This is a genomic window from Microthrixaceae bacterium, assembly GCA_023957975.1.
Taxonomy (GTDB): Bacteria; Actinomycetota; Acidimicrobiia; order Acidimicrobiales; family Microtrichaceae; genus JAMLGM01.
The window spans coordinates 113,964-130,709 of the sequence record JAMLGM010000006.1 but is presented as its reverse complement, the minus strand read 5'-3'; the positions used below and the strand labels follow the sequence as shown (position 1 = coordinate 130,709).

Here is a 16,746-nt window from a genome sequence, read left to right as displayed (position 1 = left end):
CCGGCTCATGTTGGCTGGGCGACCTGGTCGGGGTGCAGCGGCAGGTCGTCGTCGGTCGGTTGGCGCACGATCATGTCGGCGACGTTCACGTGTCCGGTCTCGATCAACCCGGTCGCGGCGTCGATCAGCCGGTACCGCTGGGTTCCCCGGTGAAACGGCTGCGACTCGACAATCACGACGCGCACATCTCCGGGTCGGAAGTCGCAGCGCCGCTGCAACGCGTCGATGAGTCGTTCGTCGTGAAGGTGGCCGTCGCCGAAGTTCCACCCGAGCACGGTCCCGGCGACCAGTTCGCCATCGAGCACCAGATAGTCCTCGTGGTCGGGGCCGCAAGCCCGCGGCACCAGCGCCCACAACGCACGTCCGTGGGTGTGAAAGCCGCGGAACGCGTATCCCATGAAGAGTGGGATCGCCGCTTCCTCGGCACTGCCGTAGACCCTTTCGAGTTGTTGGTGGGGCAGCATCGTCGCCTTGGTCACCCCGCGGTCGAGGCGTTCGAGCGAGTCGCCGCGGAAACACCACACGGTGGCGGCCCAGTTGCCGGCGTAATACCGCATCGACAGCAGAAACGAGACCCTGGCCGGAACGAGGTTCCCGTACACGACCAACCCGATCAACGCGGCCGTGAGCACGAGGATCCACCACGGCTGGCTCAGTGTTGCGAGTTCGACACCGGGGTGGGCGAGGAACAGGAAAACGACTCCCCAGATCATGAACACGTTCCATTCGAGCGGGACTCCCATCGGAAAGCTCGAAATGATGCCGAGGTGGAAAACGATCATCACGATCGCCGCGACGGTCGTGATGGTCCCGCCGCCGCTGAACATCAACACCGCCGGGGCCACAAACTCGATGACCGTCGCACCGTGAGCCAGTGTCGCGGCGAACCCGCTGGGTCGCAGATCCTCCGGGAAGCTGCGATACAGGCGTCGTTTGACGCCACCGAATCGCCACATCGGGCTGTTCGACTGCATCGCCGCCATGACGAAAGGGAAGTGGCGGTTCAGTTTCGATGCGGCCGCTCCGCACCAGATCGCCAACATGACGAATTTCGCTCCGGTGACCTGGTCGGTGGTGGCGAACAGGAAGGTGACCGCAATCGAGCCGTAGACCTCGCCGCGCGCCGCGAGAAAGATCACCTGATCCCGAAGTCCCACCACGGCCAACAGCCCCACGACGACCGCGACCTCCCAGCGGGTCAACGCCCCGATCAAGGCGACGACGATCGATGCGAGCAGCGCCGCGTACAACGCGGCATCGACGACGCTTCGAGTGTCGCCGCCGGTGCCGGGAATCCGGCCTCGAAACGGTGGCAGCCGGATCGTGCCCGGGCGAAGCCAGTACAGCGCCGAACCCATGGGTGGGAGGAAACGGAGATTGAGGGGGCCAAAGCCGCAGCCGAGGCCGAGCACCTCGAACAACATCGTCCAGAGGGCGAACTTGTAGAACGCCTCCGGGCGCTGCCACCACGAACTGGGTTCGAACCAGCCGTCGATGCCGGGAGTTGTCATGATGAACGCCCACCCGACGGCGACGAACACGATCATCTTCACCAGGTACATGACCAGGACCACGTCGGGGGAGCCGAAGCCGTACTCCGCGAAGTGCCGGGTCATCGGCGCGATGCGCTCCTGGCGACTCTGGTGATCCCACACGTCGTGGTCGACGACGGGAAGGTTCGGTTGGAGAAACCCCATCGTTCGCACGCCCCCTGCAGTGACCAGCGGTCGAAGCCGACCGGGACATCAGGGTAGTGCTTGGCAGTAGCATCCGGCCGATGCGGCATCGGCGTGCGCAGGCGTCCCACGCGCTGGTGGTGGGGTTGTTGGGGACGCTGAGCATGCTCGCGGCCCACTGCGGCGGCTATCAGCTGGTGTACCTCCTCGAGTCCCCGGCGGCTCCCGACACGATGGCCATGTCGGTTCACCCGGGCCACGGACACCACGCGGCGATGAGTCCACCCGTGGTCGACGCTCACAGCGGCCATGCACACGTCGTGCCGGTGGCCTCGGGGGCCTTCTTGGCGCTCCTCGTCGTGTTGGTCTGCCTCGGGGCGCTGGCAACTCGACGAATCCGGGTTCCTCCGCCGTCGGCCTCGGCGTTGTTTGCGGTTCAGGTCGGGTTGTTGGTCTCGATGGAGGGCGTGGAACGACACATCGCCGGGGTGGACCCGGTCGCCATGGTCGCCGATCGTCGGGTCCTCCTCGCGATCGCCCTGCAGTTGCCGGCAGCGTTGCTGGTGGCCCGCCTGGGCCGAAAGGTCGTCGAGGTCGCGGCGGTGGTCGCGGCAGTTGTCGCTGCGGCGTTCGGCCGGGTTCCGCGTCGGGTCCGTGTCGCGGCTGCGATACCCGAACGGGTTGCAGCACGCCCGGTGCGTCTTCAATCGGCACAACGCGGCTGGCCACCCTCGCTTCGCGGGCCTCCTCGAAATCGACCTGTCCCGATCTGACATCCGATTTCACTCGCAGTTCCCACGAGCCAGGAGGCTCGCAACACATGACCACAAATATCTTCAAACCCGCCGCGTTCGCTGGCGCGTCCATCGCCGCGCTCTTCGCACTGACGCCGGTGGCATCCGCACACGTCACCCCCGTTCCGTCGACCGCACCCGCTGGCGGGTACGCAACGATCGAGTTGCAGATTCCCCACGGCTGCGACGGCGCTGCGACCGAACGGGTCGAGGTGCAACTCAACGACGAGATCAGCTCGGTGAAGGCCGAGTCCATTGCCGGATGGACGGTCTCCTACGAGCGGGCTCCTCTCGACGAGCCGATCGACCTGCACGGTGAGCAGGTCGACGAGTACGTCTCGGTCGTGTCCTGGACGGCCGAGGGCGACCCGCTGCCCGACGACGAGTACCAACGCTTCGGTATCTCCATGAAGGTCCCCGAACACGCTGGCGACGACCTGTTGTTGCCGACGGTGCAGTACTGCGTCGGCGGCGGAACATCGTCGTGGCTCGAGGCCGACCCCGAGGCCGAGCACCCGGCCCCGATGGTGAAACTCGTCGCAGCCGACGGTACCGACGGCCACGACGACGCGCCGTCGGAGGACAGCGCCGACAGCGCCGACAACGCCGAGGCCGAGTCAAGTAGCGACGCCGTCGCCCGCGTCCTCGGCGTGGTGGCGATCGCACTCGCAGCGGTCGGGGCGGGCCTCGCCCTTCGCAAACGCCCGGCCTGATCGCCGAGTTGGGGGGCACGTCGGCCAGGTCGCCGGCGTGACCCCTTACCCCACCCGATCCGACCTTGCGTCTCGATCAGAAACGTGCCCCACGTCATGACCTTTCACCGGACCATCTCAGTTTCGAAGGCGACAGCGGTCGTGGTCGCCGTCCTGCTGTCGTTCGTCGCCGTCACCCCCGCGGCCGGAGCCCACGCTGCGCTCGTGACGACCGATCCGCCCAACGGTGCGCACCTCGATACGCCAATCGACGAGGTGGTGTTCACGTTCAACGAGTCCGTTCAGGCCCGCTCGTTCGTCCTGGTCGACGCCGATGGGAACCGCACCGAACTTGCGCCGTCGGGGGGCGACGTAATGCGGGCGCCCGTCGACACCAGCGAAGGGGGATGGTTCGCGCTGTCGTGGAGTGTCGTGTCGGCCGACGGCCATTCGATCGGTGGTGCGATCACGTTCCGAGTCGGGGCCGGTGACGACGCGACGCCCGACGATCTCGCCTCACTGACCGATGGCGGCACGGGCCCGACCGGACCGTGGGAGATGCTGCGCGTGCTCGGCCGCAGCCTCGCCATTCTCGGAGCGATCGTCGCCATCGGCACCGCGTTTCTTCGGCGCTGGGCATTGGGCCCGGATCTCGACGGCGCTCTCGCACCGGTGCGCACCTTGGCTGCGGCCGCCGCGATCCTGTCGGTTCTCGGCTCGGCGACGGCCTTCGGAGCCGCGGTCGGTGGCGACTCGGTGATCTGGCCGGGAAGCGCCGCCGACCTGGTGATCGGTGTCGGCGCGCTGTCCACCCTGGCCTGGTCGGCGCGGCGCCGCGAGGACAGCACGATGGCTGGCATCGTCGCGATCGTCGGCCTGTTCTCGCTTGCGCTGATCGGCCTGAGCGGCCACGTCGCCGCCGATGGGCGCCCGCTGGCGCGGATGGCGCTCGCCGCCCACCTCGTCGCGGCGACGGTCTGGTTGGGTGCGACTCCTGCGCTCGCCCTGGCGTTGCGCTCGGGGGCCGGGTGGCGTGTTCTGCGCCGGTTCTCGACGACGGCGACCGCCACGATCGGGGTCGTTGTTGTGGCCGGTGGCGTCGTCACCTGGTCGCTGTCGGACGGCTGGGCCTCGTTGACCTCCACGGCGTGGGGACGTCTGTTGATCATCAAGGCCCTCCTGGTCGGCCTGGCGCTGGCGCTGGGTGCGGGCAATCGTCGTCGGGTCCGCAACGAACGGGACCTTCGCGGCACAGGCCGTCTCGTGGCGTTCGAGGCGCTCGTGTTGGTGGCGGTGTTGATCGTCACCGCCGGTTTGGCACGCAGTTCGCCGCGGTACGACGACGGTCCAGATCGTTCCGCCCGATCGGTTTCGGTGGCGATGGGAGACCTCACCGCACGGGTCGAGATCGGCGAGGAGATCGATGCCAGTCGTGAAATCCGGGTCACGTTCGTCGACGCCGGAAACGTGGTGGTGGACGTGGCCGAACCGACCCTCGAGCTGTCCGCCGAGGACCTCGGCGTCGCTGCGATCCCCCAGGACCTTGAAGCGGTCGATACCGGCAGATATCGAACCGTCACCGCCGACCTTCGCCTCCGTGGCGCCTGGACGGTTCACCTGAGTGCGAAGCCCGACCGGTTTCGAATCGAGGACGGCGAAGTCACGTTGGATCTGTAGCGACCTCGGGGTTCATCGTCCCGCCGGGTTCCAACAGGTGAACCCGCCCGCTGAGGCCGGCCTCGGTGAGGTTCGAGGCGAAGGTCTCCACGGGGCGGGTGAGCCACTGCGGCGGACCCGCCCGAAGCGCAAGCGGGCTGTAGGTGCCCCAGTGGATCGGCACGACGGTGGCATCGCCGAGGAGGCGCACGGCATCCACCGCGCTGTGGGCGTCGAGGTGCCCGGGCCCGACCGTGCGTCCCCAGCCGCCGATGGGCACGAGCGAAACATCGGCGTTCAGGTGCGCCATCTCGTCGAACAGGTCGGTGTCTCCGGCGAAGTAGACCGACGTGTCGGCCCCGCGGACGACAAAGCCGACCGCCTCCGCTCGCACGCGGCGGTGTGGACCTCGCGAGTGGGAATGCACCGCCTTGACCGTCTCGACGGTCACCGAGGCGAACCGGTGGGTGTGGCCCACCCGGGTTTCGGTGACGGAGATCCGTTCGTCGCTCGGCAACAGTCGTCGCGCGCCGTGGGGCACCACGACCGACAGTGGACGCTCGCGGCCGTGCAGCAGCAGGCGCAGCGAGGCCATGTGCAGGTGGTCCATGTGGATGTGGGAGATGAGCACGACGTCGGGGGCGAGGCCATCGGTCTCGACCTGATGGTGGCGCCGTAGGTGGGCGAGCCTCGGTGTGAGTGCCGGGTCGGTGAGGATGCGGACCCCGTCGAGTTCGATCAGCGTCGTCGCATGCCCGACCCAGGTGATCTCGGGGCGCGGGGGCGCGAACGGCGACGACATGAACCCGACGCTATCAACGGTGTTGACTTCACGTTGATCGCGGAGTTGACTTGGCCCGCGTTCGGGGCCGAGGCGGCACGACGCGGTGCCGACAGGAGGCCGAAAATGATGCTCGCTGAAATTGGTCTGGGCGATCTGTTGTGGACCACGATCGTGGTGTTCTTCATGATCAGCTACTTCATGTTGCTGTTCGCCGTGTTGAGCGATGTGTTTCGCGACCGTGAACTCGGTGGGGTGTCGAAAGCGATCTGGATCGTGCTGTTGTTGGCGTTTCCGCTGGTGACGGCGCTGGTGTATCTCATCTCCCGTGGCGACGGGATGGCCCGACGTAGCGCGAAGGCTGCCACGGACGCAGAGTCGGAGTTCGCCGAGTACGTTCAGTCCGTATCGGGTAGGTCTCCGGCGGGCGAGATCGCACGGGCCAAGGAACTCCTCGATGCCGGCGTCATCGACCAGGCGGAGTTCGCCCGTCTCAAGGCGAAGGCGTTGGGCTGATCTCAGCCCTGAGCGACGAGGTGCTCGATGTTGTCGAGCACATTGGCGATCGCCAGGTCGTACACCTCGCGAATCGTCACCGCCATGAGCGGCACTGCATAGTGCAACACGTGCGGGAACCGCGTGGGGTCGGGGACGAGATGCTCCGACACCCACGCCTTCGTCGGCTCCGGATCCGGGTCTTCGCCCGCGAGTCGGAAGGCCGCCTGGTTCGCAGCGAGCGACAACGCGACACCTGAGAACACGGCGTAGGCACGGACCACCGCGTCGCCGGTCAACCCCGACCGTTCGATCGCGTCGAGGATGAGTTCGATCAGTCCGTACTCGCCCGGGCCGCCGGTGGAGCGTTGGGCGACCTCAACCATGACCGCCGGGTGAGCGTCGACCATGCGAAACACCAGATCTGCGCCGGCCTCGAGGCCGCGGCGCCATGGCAACGACGGGTCGATCTGTGCCACGACGCCTTCCCACAGGCGGTCGACCGTCGCGTTGATGAGTTCCTTCTTATTGGCGAAATAGCGATACAGCGAGGCGGGGTCGATCTCGAGTTCGGCGGCGATGGTCCGGTAGCTCAGCGCGTTGCGGTCGGTCGAACGCGAGAGGCGAACCGTCACGTCGAGAATCTGCTCGCGATCCAGAGGTTGGATTCGGCCCACGGTGTCCCTTCCCGCACGGTGATTCCCCGCGAATCAGCGGAGTCGGGTGTTGATGCTGCGGCCCATCGTATCGCCGGTTTCGGGACCGGCGTGGTCCGCACCTGCTAGGTTCGCCCGCGCTATGGGGGACTCGAAAAGACTCAAACGCTCCGTGTTCACCGGGGCGGTGGCATCGATCGCGATGCTGTCGCTGCTGGGCGCGGGATGCTCTTCGTCGTCGGACTCGTCGAACGGCGAAGGCTCGGCAAGCGGCGATTCGGAACGGACGACGACCACGATGTCAAGCGCACCCTTCAACCCACATTCGCCCGACGAGGTCAGCCTGGTCGCCGGCGGCCCCGCCGACATCGCGGTGCCTCAACCGGCGGCGGCGCTGCCCGAGGGCTACCTGATGGAGGAGTACTTCGTCGGCGGCACCGCGACCAGTTTTTCGGCCATCGACATGTCCGAGGACGGCCGGTGGGTCGCCGAGCCCGACGCCGAGGCCCCCTATCGGACTCGGGTGATCGTGCGGCGACCGCTCGATCCGGCGGCGTTCAGCGGCACCGTGGTGGTCGAGTGGTTCAACGTCAGCGCCATCGAGGCTGCACCCGACTGGACCTATCTTGCGACAGAAATCGCCCGGGAAGGTCACGCATACATCGGCGTGAGTGCGCAGCGTCAGGGCATTGAGGGCGGCGAGACCATTCTGTCGGTCGAGGTCGACGATCAACAGGCGGCAGCGGCGGGAGTCGACGCCGACCCCAGCGGTATCAAGAACACCGATCCTGAACGCTACGGAACCCTTGCCCACCCGGGTGACGCCTACTCCTTCGACATGTTCAGCCAGGTCGGCCGGGTGGCTCAGGCCTCGCCGCAGTCGCTTCTCGGCGACCTGGTCCCCACCCAGGTGATCGCCGCGGGGGAGTCTCAGTCGGCGATGTTCATGTCGACCCTGGTCAACGCAGTGCATCCGCTGAGCCCCGTGTTCGACGGCTTTCTCATCCACAGCCGAGCCTCGTTGGCGGCCCCGCTCGACGGCGATTACGCGTTCGTGCGTGAGTTGCGCGAAGGCGGGCAAGGGTCGCAGTTCCGCACGACCATTCGCGATGATCTTGACGTTCCGGTGTTGCTGTTCGTGACCGAAACCGACCTGACCGCACTGCGCTATTCCGAGGTTCGCCAGCCCGACAGCGCCCGGATCCGGACCTGGGAGGTCGCCGGCACGGCACATGCCGATGCTCACCTGTTGCGCGCGTTGCTCGGAGGCCCTCGCGACCCGGGCATCGGTGCGATCCTCGGGTGTGGGCCGATCAACACGGGTCCCCACATGGAAGTGCTGACGGCCGGGTTCCACCACCTCGTGGCGTGGACCGCCGGCGGCGAGGCTCCCCCGACCGGTGCCTTGCTCGAACTGGAGCCGGGCGATGAGGTGGCGTTGGCTCGCGACCCCCGGGGTAACGCACTCGGCGGCGTGCGCAATCCGCTGATCGACGTGCCGATCGCCCGGATCGACGGCGACCCCGTGGCCACCGAGGGCGGGTCCGATGAGCTGTGCTCGTTGTTCGGAAGCACCGAACCGTTTGATCAGGCGACGCTGCTCGAGCTGTACGGATCGGCGGACGAGTACGTGCGGCGGTTCCGGGAATCGGCCGCCGTCGCGGTGGGGTCCGGCTTCTTGTTGCAGTCCGAGGCCGACGCGCTCATCGAGGAGGCCGAGGCCAACCGCTCGCTGTTCTGACCGCGGTGACCGGCCGCGGCGACCCCTGCGACCGCGGCGAGCCGATGGGGACGTTGTGCCCCTTGTCCGCCAAATCTGCCGGGAGGAGACTCGGGTGATACCGATCTTGTGGGGGCCATGATGATGTCGACTACCACCCGTTCGAATCGAACCGCTCGCATCTCGTTGGTGGCGGTGGTGCTCGTCGTCGGCGCGCTCATGGCCGGATGCGTGGTGACCCCGCCGGCGAACCAGACGTCACGTGCGTGCGTTCCCTCGGGGGCGCTTTTGCCGGGCCAGGCGGTGATCGCCATCTCCTCGGCATCGGAAGGGTCGTCGCTTCGGGTGCTGAGCGGCGGGTATTTCCCTGGCGAGTTCTCCGACTTTCGAGAAGCGGAGCGTTCATTCGACAACCTCTCGGCCGGGCAGAAGCTGACCCTGGACGGTGCGTTCGCCCCGGATCCGGGCAAGTGCATCGAGGTCGAGGTGACGGGCGCGGTGTCGTATCAGGTGACGTTCATTCCAGCTCCGTTGCCGAACCAAATCATGTATCTCCTGTTCGGCGACACCCTTCGAGGCGGTGTGATCTACGGCCTGTGACCGCGGTGGCGGCCCAGCGACTCCCCGCTCGCCGAATCAGTGACCCGCCTGCGCAGTGATGTCGCGCAGGCGATCGCCGATGTCTTCGATCGCCGCATCGTCCAAGTCGGCAAAGGGGTGCACTCCGATGTTGAGTGCGACCGCGCCGTGTCGGGCGCGACCACCGGTCCTGCTCGTTCGCGACGAGAACCTGTGCCGCTTGGCGCAGGGCGGAGGACATGCGCTCGATGCTGTAACCCCGCTTCGGAGTCTCTGCGAGGATGCGTTCGTAGCGTGCGTTGAGGTCGGAGTCTTCGTCGCCGCCGTGTTCGATCCAGGCCCGCTGGTCTTCCTCGGTTGACCAGGCGGCAAAGGCAGGTCCGAACGGGGCGACGAAGGGGGCGGCGGTGAGCGGAGTGAGTCGCTCGTCGCGGTCGTTGGCCGTACCGAAGAACGTCGGCACCACCATGGTGCCGACGCGTTCGGAGACCGAGACGGTGTAGGTCAACTCGATGCTCAGCCGCAACGCTGCGTCGCGGGCGCGTTGCGCCAGCGGTCGGGCGGTGTCGAGGCGCCGAAGCAGCAGGTGCGCGACCGGGGGCTGTGGGCGTGCCACCTGGGGCCAGACCTGGGCGGCCAAGGATATGGACAGGTGAAGTTGGCGCTGATGAACGAAATCATCGGCCGGTCGAGTTGGGCGCCGATCGTGTTCGGGACCCAGGCTCCCGACACCGGTAATGCCGAAATCCTGGCGCACTACGGCACCGATGAGCAGAAGCGGCGTTACCTGGAACCGCTACTCAACGGTGAGGTCTTCTCTTGTTATTCGATGACCGAACCGGGCGGGGGAGCAGATCCGACCCTGTTCACGACCCGTGCGGTTCGCGACGGCGACGAATGGGTCATCAACGGCCGCAAGTGGTTTTCGTCCAATGCCAAGACGGCGTCATTCCTCATCGTCATGGCCGTGACCGACCCCGACGTGAGCGCGTACCAGGGCATGTCGATGTTTCTGGTCCCAGCCGAGACCCCGGGGGTCAATATCGTGCGCAACACCGGCCTCGGTACTGAACCCCTCGACGAAGGCACCCACGCCTACATCCACTACGAGGACGTGCGCGTGCCCGCAGGTGCCGTGCTGGGCGGCGAAGGGCAGGCTTTCGTCATCGCCCAGACCCGCCTGGGAGGCGGACGAATTCACCACGCGATGCGCACGGTGGGCCAATGCAACAAGGCGCTGGAGATGATGTGCGAACGGGCCCTGAGCCGCGAGGTCGCTGGAGGGTTGTTGGCCGACAAGCAGTTCGTGCAGGGCTACATTGCCGACACCTACGCACAGCTTCTGCAGTTCCGGCTGATGGTGCTGCACGTGGCGCTCGGGGTGTCGAACGAGATGCCCTTGGCATCGGTGTTGCTCGCGGGTCCGGTGATGGGACTCGCGGACGGACCGACCGAGGTCCACAAGGTGACGGTGGCGCGTCAGGTGCTGCGCGACCGTCGACCTGCGGAGGGCGAGTGGCCATCCCAACACATCCCGACTCGCCTCGCCGAGGTCAGGGCTACGTACGCCGAGATTCTGGAGCACGAGGTGGGTAACTCATGAGCGAGCAGACATCCGAAACGCTCGACCGCGACCGGTTCGGCGCATGGTGTGACGAGCGGGGCCTCGGCACTGCCGGAGCTCCGATCGAACTGACCGAAGTGTCGGGCGGAATCCAGAACGTCATCTACGAAGTGCGGCGCGACGGTCTGCACGCTGCGCTGCGCATCCCGCCGCCCAAGGCTCCCGACGCTCGTGATGAGGGCATCAAACGCGAGTGGCGAATCATCGAGGCATTGGACGGCACCGAGTTGGCCCGAACCGTTCCACAGCGACCCGACGAAGCGACCCGAACTGGCGTACCAACTCGTCGAGGGCGTTGCGCTGATGGGGGCCGTCGACTGGGAGGCGCGCGGCCTGGGCGATCTCGGTCGACCAGACGGATACCACGACCGTCAGGTCGAGCGCTGGTTGCGCTTCTTCGATCGGGTCAAGACCCGTGAGGTCCCCGGGTTGGCTGAGGCGACGAGGTGGCTGCAGGAGCACAAGCCGATCGACTTCGTGCCCGGCATCATGCACGGCGACTAAAAGTGGACACCTCCTCGAGGAGGCGAAGAGCTACTACGTCGATCTGTCGGGGATGCCCGGAGCATCACGGCTGATCGAGCATTACGCCGAGGTGTCGGGGCGTCAGGTCGACGACATGGACTATTACACGGTGCTCGCCCGCTGGAAGCTCGCCATCGTGTTGGAACAAAGCGTGAAATACGGCGGTGACAGTCCGGCGGCCAAGGCGTTGGGTCCGTACGTGTTGAACCTCATGAAGAGTGCTGCCGACCTGGCCGAGACCTCGGACTATCGGGGGTAGTCAAGTTCAATCGGTCATCGCGAGACAGTCGGGCTGATATGTCTTACGGTTGCGGGGAATGATGAAACGAGGGGGGAGATGATGAACGTTGGTCTGATCGCGCGGCTCGGGGCGGGGTTGCGCCGACGCAGGCTCGCCGCGCTGCTGGGCGCCGGCCTGCTCACCACGTCGGCGGCAGCGTGTTCGCCTGCCGCCGTGCCGGCGAGTTCGAGGTGCTCCACCGACGCGATCACGCTCTCGTGCCCGTATCGCACGGCGACCTTGACCGCCGCTGGTGAGGCCCGTCAGATCCTGTGGCAGGTTCCTCGTGGCGATGCTCCCGAGGGCGGCTGGCCGACCGTCATCATGTTCCAGGGGTCGGTGGCCACCCCGGCGCTCACCTGGACGGCGTCGCCGGCGGAGCCATTCGGTGCGTACTCGCAGACCCAGGTCGTACAGCGCCTGCTCGACAACGGCTATGCCGTGTTGACCCCGGCGACGCATCTGGCGGGGGTCACCTTCTGGGACACAAACAATCCGCTGGTGCCCGACTATCTGAGCTCGAATGACCATGCCCTCATGTTGCGGCTGTTCGATGCCCTCGACTCCGGTATGTTCGGCGATGCGTCGACCGAGCGGATGTACGCGACCGGGATCTCGAGTGGCGGCTACATGACGAGTCGGATGGCGGTGTCGTATCCCGGCCGCTTCAAGGCGCTGGCGGTGGCGGCAGGCTCGTATGCGACGTGTCTCGGACCGCTCTGCGATGTCGGGCCGATTCGCGATGACCACCCGCCGACGCTGTTCCTCCACGGGGGGCTCGACCCGGTGGTGCCGTTGGCGACGATGGATGCGTATCGCGACATGCTCCGCCAGAAGGGGATCGAGACTCGTCGTGTCGTCGACCCGACGGCTTTGCATCGCTGGATCAGTTCCTCACCGGCCGAAGTGCTCGCCTGGTTCGACAAGCACCCGTAGCCCGACAGTCGTGCCGGCGACCGCCGGCAGTGTCGTCCGGTTACGGGTGCCGCACGGTGGTTGCCGCGCGCTTTGTGTGGGGAGTCCTGCACCGAGGGTGGTGCCATGTGTGGGTAGTTGTGCCCGTTGGCCGGGGCGGGGGTTGCGTGAGGGGGCAGTGGGTGTCAGGGTGGCGGCGTCGGGTTGAATTGTTGAATGGACGATCGTGTGATGTCGCGTAGTTTGCGGTTGCTGGGTGCCGGTGTAGTAGTGGCATTGGTTGGTGGGTTTGGTGTGGCGGGTGCCGTCGAGTCGATTGCGGAGAGCGAGTCGGTGGCCTCGCATGAGTCCGGTGGGCCGGTGAGTCGCGACGTGACGGCGCCGTCGCCGGTGACGGGTCTGGGCTTCGAGGTGCTCGACGGCGGCGACGTGCGATTGACGTGGGACGCGGCAACCGACGAAGGCGCGAACGCGTCAGGAATGTCGGGCTACCTGATCCACCGCGACTGGGTGTTCATCCGATGGGTCCCCGCCAACACATTGAACTTCACCGACACCAACCTCGCGCCCGGGTGGTACCGCTACGAAGTACGCGCGGTCGACCGCGCCAACAACTTCAGTTCTCCAGCAGTGCTGAAAGGTGTGGTGAACCACGCACCCGACACGACCCCACCCCCGGTTCCCGAAGCGGTATCGGGAACGGTCGACCCACCCACGGGTCGCGTACGGATCGAATGGATGCCGGTCGCCGATGTGGGCACGAGCGGAAGCCCAGCCGTCGGACTGTCGGGATACCTCATCCACCGCAACGACGACGACCACTACCTCGGATGGGTGCCGGCAGGCACGACCGTGTTCGAGGAAACAGTCCAACTCGGCGCAACACCGACCTATCTGGTCCGCTCCATCGACCGAGCCGGCAACTACGGCCAACCACTCAGCATCACCACCGCTGCCGACGATGAGCCGACCGTGGACGAACCGGCAGCGACGTTCCCGATCACGGACCTTCGAGCAGTGAAGTTCGAACAGGACGCGTCTTCCCAGTGGTTCTCGGTGAAATGGGATCGTCACGGGGATAGCGACCCGAACAAGCCTGTGACCGTATCGCTGTCAACTGATCACCCGGCGATGGGTGATCAACGGGTGTTTACTGTCGAGGAACACGTCGGCGCGATGACACCAGCGATCCCACTTGGTGCTGTTGTCACGTACCAGGTCAGTGTCTACTACGACGGAGTGAAGTACCCGTGGGGCGACCTCGTGTTGGACGCAACGCGGCCATACGAACGTCCTACGGATTTCGAGAGGCAGGTTGTGCCGGTTCGCGACCTACGCGCCACGCGGGTTGCGCCGGACAAATTCGAGTTGACCTGGAGTCTGGATGCTGCCGTCGACCCGGACCTTGTTCGTGGGTTTGAGGTCCGAGTTCCCGGAGCTAGCAACGGCAATGGGCAGTATCTGTCTGAAACCCGGTCAGTGTTGTTGACTGTGCCTACCGGGTCCATTGTTCAGGCCCGTGTTACTGTCTTCCACCTTTGGGACGAGGATGGCCAAAGTGCAGAAGTCGAGTTAGACACGTCGACTCCATTCCGACCTTGATACCCACTGTGTGGCTCGGTCGTGTGCCGCACAGTTGCGATAGATCGCTATCACGGCGCGTACCGGGCTCCAAAGGAGGTTGAAGTATCGGTGATGCCCATTGCAGTTTGGGCTTGGGCACTGAGCGCTTGCGTCCCGCTCCATCCTCCGGGAGTCCATCCAAGCACGGGCCGGAAGTTGCCATTGGCTGCGTCAGTGAACTGGCTCGCCCAACCGCCACTCGGTGTTGCAGTGCGTGTCGACCAGCCGGACTCGGAACTCGATGCGGTTGAGTAGTCTCCAGCATCCGATCGGTCGAATCCGTCCCATCGGTAGCGTTGAGTGTTCGTGGCGGCGACGTGCAGGAAGGCATTGTTGCCGCTGCCCGCAACCCATGCAGAATTGGGCGTCGCGGTGTACAGACTGTGGTCCATGACGTTGATCTGTGTCTTGTTGTAGTAACTGCCGCCGGTGCGGCTGCTCTCGGCAATCACGTTTGCGGTCATCGTGACGCGTGGTGCGCCACTGGTGGTTGGGAACAACCCCGATGGTGGCGGATCGGCAGAACGATAGTCATCAACTATGAGAATGTTGGCGGACTGGTTGTCGGCGATGGTGTTGCGGTGGATCGCAACGGGGCCGAGGCTCCGGGCCGCGTAGTCTCGGGACCCGGCAATCTTGATACCTGCCGCTTTCACCTCGCTTGACAGGTTCGTTGCCGAGCCGTTGCCGGTGATCGTGTTGGACTCGATTCGAGCACCGACAGATATCTCGTAGAAGATGCCGCTGCCGTAGTTGTCCGAAATGTCGCTGCCGTAGATGTTGAAATTGACACAGTAGAGATCACACCATAGGCCGTGTCCACGGTTCCCGGAGAATGAGGAGTTTCGAATACTCGTGTCTGTCACGGCAACCAGCTTGGCCCCGGCGAGGATACAGTTGGAGCTGCAGCTATTCCACGAATAGCCGACCACATTATTTTGGTCAACCCGGACGTAGTTCAGCTCTATTTCTCCATCCGTACTGACATCACTCTTTTTGCCTCCGATCTGGAGGCCGAGTGCGCCGTTCTTAACCGCTGTAACCCGGTCCATCCTCAATACGGGGTCAGGTGTAGGTGACGATCTGTTGAAATTGATACCAGTTCCTGAGCTGTCGCGGACGATGATGTCGACCAGCGTCACGTCATCTCCGTAAAGTTGAACTGCACCGGCGATATTCGAGAGGATGGGACCTTGATGCTCGAAGACTAAGCCTTCAAGTGCGACACCTTCCGTATATGAATCAACGAGTATTCCATACTCGCGCGTGGTCCATTCGACACTTGATGCTGTGCCGGCGACGATATTCGGGTTTTCAGTCCAGATTTTCTTCGCGGTTCGATCATAGAAGAATCGATTTCCCAAGGTCCCCACAGTGTACGTGGGCCGCCCCAGATTCTGGAATGGTGCCTTGTTGCAATGAGGCGCGTTGCGTTCACCGGACCAATCGCACCAGTCGATCTGGTCGACCTGTTCCCCGTCGACGATGAGCTGCTCGAGGTCGTTTGCCTCCTCATAGTTTGGATCCATCTGGTCAGGGACCATTTCTCCCACATCGTCAGTGCCAAATAGGGGCGACGATGAGACGGTGAAGCCGTAGAGGCCGCTGGACCCGTACCTGGTCCAGCCTCCCGCACCTTGGTGAGCGGGGAGTTCGTCGGCGCCTGACACGATCACTGTGGCGTGTTGTGCTGCTCGGATCGTGAGATTGTCGCGGTTGTAGGGCACTCGTATTGACTCGCGGTAGGTGCCGGAACGGACCACGACCGTCGAGCCGTTCGAGGACGCGGCCACCGCTGCGGAGATCGTCTGGTACGGGTAGTTGTCGGTGCCGTTGCCGCCAGGTGCAGCGTTCTGGTCGACCCACAACACGTCGCCACCGGTCGGGTTCGGCGTCATGATCGGCAAGACCGCCCCCGCGTATTCCCGCGCCCGGTTCGGGTCCCACTCGTAGGCAGGCACTGCCGCTTGAATGCCCGTCGACACCGCCGCGGTGATGAACTTCACCCCACCCGTGACGTATTCGCGTTCGAGGTAGTAGTTCGCCCCGACCGAGTTGTAGTCCAACTGGCTGGACTCCGCTGCCGCCCCGGTCACAGCGACACGATCCATCGTGACCGGTCCACCACCGACACCGACGAGCGACCGCTTCAACGTCCAAGTTCCCTGAGTAACCGACGACGACCACTGTGCACGCAGCCGCCACGGACGCATCGGATGCCCACTGCTGTGTTGAGCGATGGTCGGTACCGGTGGCATCTCCAGCTGAAACGCCGGCGAAGCCGTCGAATGGATACAGGTCGACTTGCCCGACCCTGGCCAGCAACTGTCCGCGGCGGTCTGCGCGATGACGGTGAACTCGTACAGATCGATCCCCGCCGCGTCGGGCACCTCTACGATGCCGTACGCGTTCGTGCCGAGATCGGCGTACTGCGACCCCGATCCCGTCACCCGCTTCTTTTCGGTCTGATAGCCGTACTGGCCGTCAACCAGCGTGGATGAGGAGATCGTTGGCTTGTAGGTGCCACTGTTTCCAGTCCATGACTACGACCCGCCCGACGGTTTCCACCAGATCTGATAGCTCGCCACGGTTGCGTCGACCGGCGCCCACCGCACACGAACACGGTGGAAGTTCGGGTTCGCGTTCCCGGGACCGGAATCGGTACCCGAGGCCAACAAGGCGACCTCGGTTATCACCGGCGTGGCAACGGCCGCACCTGCCGCTGGTGAT

At 65.2% G+C, this 16,746-nt stretch carries 17 protein-coding genes; 12 read left to right on the top strand and 5 right to left on the bottom strand.

Annotation, left to right across the window (positions count from 1 at the left end):
* Window positions 1–5: 5 nt before the first annotated feature.
* A complete protein-coding gene (locus M9952_10380; protein MCO5313322.1) occupies window positions 6–1,697 on the bottom strand; it encodes a DUF3556 domain-containing protein in 1,692 nt (563 codons plus the stop codon).
* Between the two features lie 80 nt (window positions 1,698–1,777).
* Here M9952_10380 and M9952_10375 point away from each other — a divergent pair, with 80 nt between their 5' ends.
* The 3 genes from M9952_10375 to M9952_10365 all read left to right on the top strand — a co-directional run bounded on the left by M9952_10375 (window position 1,778) and on the right by M9952_10365 (window position 4,839).
* A complete protein-coding gene (locus M9952_10375) occupies window positions 1,778–2,449 on the top strand; it encodes a hypothetical protein (GenBank protein MCO5313321.1) in 672 nt (223 codons plus the stop codon).
* 47 nt (window positions 2,450–2,496) lie between these two features.
* A complete protein-coding gene (locus M9952_10370) occupies window positions 2,497–3,183 on the top strand; it encodes a YcnI family protein (protein MCO5313320.1) in 687 nt (228 codons plus the stop codon).
* A gap of 96 nt (window positions 3,184–3,279) precedes the next feature.
* Entirely contained in the window at window positions 3,280–4,839 is a 1,560-nt protein-coding gene (locus tag M9952_10365; GenBank protein MCO5313319.1) for a copper resistance protein CopC/CopD, read from the top strand.
* On the opposite strand, the gene M9952_10360 is transcribed toward M9952_10365, so the two are convergent.
* Window positions 4,823–5,620: an MBL fold metallo-hydrolase gene (locus tag M9952_10360; protein MCO5313318.1), complete on the bottom strand. Its 798-nt coding sequence runs from the start codon at window positions 5,618–5,620 to the stop codon at window positions 4,823–4,825. The two genes, M9952_10365 and M9952_10360, sit on opposite strands and share 17 nt — an antisense overlap.
* 105 nt (window positions 5,621–5,725) lie before the next feature.
* On the opposite strand from M9952_10360, the gene M9952_10355 reads away from it, so the two are divergent.
* Window positions 5,726–6,115, top strand: coding sequence for an SHOCT domain-containing protein (locus M9952_10355; GenBank protein MCO5313317.1), 390 nt, complete (start codon window positions 5,726–5,728; stop codon window positions 6,113–6,115).
* 2 nt (window positions 6,116–6,117) lie between these two features.
* Here M9952_10355 and M9952_10350 read toward each other — a convergent pair whose 3' ends face one another.
* A complete protein-coding gene (locus tag M9952_10350) occupies window positions 6,118–6,729 on the bottom strand; it encodes a TetR/AcrR family transcriptional regulator (protein ID MCO5313316.1) in 612 nt (203 codons plus the stop codon).
* Between the two features lie 75 nt (window positions 6,730–6,804).
* The gene (locus M9952_10345) at window positions 6,805–7,047 is read right to left on the bottom strand and encodes a hypothetical protein (protein MCO5313315.1); all 243 of its coding nucleotides are present in this window, start codon (window positions 7,045–7,047) and stop codon (window positions 6,805–6,807) included.
* A 1-nt stretch (window position 7,048) separates the two neighbouring features.
* On the opposite strand from M9952_10345, the gene M9952_10340 reads away from it, so the two are divergent.
* From M9952_10340 to M9952_10305, 8 genes are all read left to right on the top strand, one after another.
* Window positions 7,049–8,491 (top strand): alpha/beta hydrolase domain-containing protein, encoded by a 1,443-nt coding sequence (locus M9952_10340; protein MCO5313314.1) that lies wholly within the window; start codon window positions 7,049–7,051, stop codon window positions 8,489–8,491.
* A gap of 117 nt (window positions 8,492–8,608) precedes the next feature.
* Window positions 8,609–9,070 (top strand): hypothetical protein, encoded by a 462-nt coding sequence (locus tag M9952_10335; protein MCO5313313.1) that lies wholly within the window; start codon window positions 8,609–8,611, stop codon window positions 9,068–9,070.
* Between the two features lie 79 nt (window positions 9,071–9,149).
* Window positions 9,150–9,410, top strand: coding sequence for a hypothetical protein (locus M9952_10330; protein MCO5313312.1), 261 nt, complete (start codon window positions 9,150–9,152; stop codon window positions 9,408–9,410).
* A 225-nt stretch (window positions 9,411–9,635) separates the two neighbouring features.
* Window positions 9,636–10,652 carry an acyl-CoA dehydrogenase family protein gene (locus tag M9952_10325; GenBank protein MCO5313311.1) on the top strand — a complete coding sequence of 339 codons (1,017 nt, stop codon included), beginning with the start codon at window positions 9,636–9,638 and terminating at the stop codon, window positions 10,650–10,652.
* 195 nt (window positions 10,653–10,847) lie between these two features.
* Entirely contained in the window at window positions 10,848–11,177 is a 330-nt protein-coding gene (locus M9952_10320) for a phosphotransferase (GenBank protein MCO5313310.1), read from the top strand.
* Window positions 11,178–11,229: 52 nt separating this feature from the next.
* On the top strand, window positions 11,230–11,457 hold the full coding sequence (locus M9952_10315) for a hypothetical protein (GenBank protein ID MCO5313309.1): 228 nt from the start codon (window positions 11,230–11,232) through the stop codon (window positions 11,455–11,457).
* 78 nt (window positions 11,458–11,535) lie between these two features.
* Complete coding sequence (locus M9952_10310; GenBank protein MCO5313308.1) at window positions 11,536–12,414, top strand: dienelactone hydrolase family protein; 879 nt, start codon at window positions 11,536–11,538, stop codon at window positions 12,412–12,414.
* A 210-nt stretch (window positions 12,415–12,624) separates the two neighbouring features.
* Entirely contained in the window at window positions 12,625–13,995 is a 1,371-nt protein-coding gene (locus M9952_10305) for a fibronectin type III domain-containing protein (protein ID MCO5313307.1), read from the top strand.
* Window positions 13,996–14,045: 50 nt separating this feature from the next.
* Here M9952_10305 and M9952_10300 read toward each other — a convergent pair whose 3' ends face one another.
* On the bottom strand, window positions 14,046–16,466 hold the full coding sequence (locus M9952_10300; GenBank protein MCO5313306.1) for a right-handed parallel beta-helix repeat-containing protein: 2,421 nt from the start codon (window positions 16,464–16,466) through the stop codon (window positions 14,046–14,048).
* Window positions 16,467–16,746 lie beyond the last annotated feature (280 nt).

Excerpts from the sequence above, each read along its gene's own strand:
- M9952_10380 (MCO5313322.1), bottom strand. The coding sequence starts at position 1,697 with ATGGGGTTTCTCCAACCGAACCTTCCCGTCGTCGACCACGACGTGTGG.
- M9952_10375 (MCO5313321.1), top strand. The coding sequence starts at position 1,778 with ATGCGGCATCGGCGTGCGCAGGCGTCCCACGCGCTGGTGGTGGGGTTG.
- M9952_10370 (MCO5313320.1), top strand. The coding sequence starts at position 2,497 with ATGACCACAAATATCTTCAAACCCGCCGCGTTCGCTGGCGCGTCCATC.
- M9952_10365 (MCO5313319.1), top strand. The coding sequence starts at position 3,280 with ATGACCTTTCACCGGACCATCTCAGTTTCGAAGGCGACAGCGGTCGTG.
- M9952_10360 (MCO5313318.1), bottom strand. The coding sequence starts at position 5,620 with ATGTCGTCGCCGTTCGCGCCCCCGCGCCCCGAGATCACCTGGGTCGGG.
- M9952_10355 (MCO5313317.1), top strand. The coding sequence starts at position 5,726 with ATGATGCTCGCTGAAATTGGTCTGGGCGATCTGTTGTGGACCACGATC.
- M9952_10340 (MCO5313314.1), top strand. The coding sequence starts at position 7,049 with ATGTCAAGCGCACCCTTCAACCCACATTCGCCCGACGAGGTCAGCCTG.
- M9952_10335 (MCO5313313.1), top strand. The coding sequence starts at position 8,609 with ATGATGATGTCGACTACCACCCGTTCGAATCGAACCGCTCGCATCTCG.
- M9952_10330 (MCO5313312.1), top strand. The coding sequence starts at position 9,150 with ATGTCTTCGATCGCCGCATCGTCCAAGTCGGCAAAGGGGTGCACTCCG.
- M9952_10320 (MCO5313310.1), top strand. The coding sequence starts at position 10,848 with ATGAGGGCATCAAACGCGAGTGGCGAATCATCGAGGCATTGGACGGCA.
- M9952_10315 (MCO5313309.1), top strand. The coding sequence starts at position 11,230 with ATGCCCGGAGCATCACGGCTGATCGAGCATTACGCCGAGGTGTCGGGG.
- M9952_10310 (MCO5313308.1), top strand. The coding sequence starts at position 11,536 with ATGATGAACGTTGGTCTGATCGCGCGGCTCGGGGCGGGGTTGCGCCGA.
- M9952_10305 (MCO5313307.1), top strand. The coding sequence starts at position 12,625 with ATGTCGCGTAGTTTGCGGTTGCTGGGTGCCGGTGTAGTAGTGGCATTG.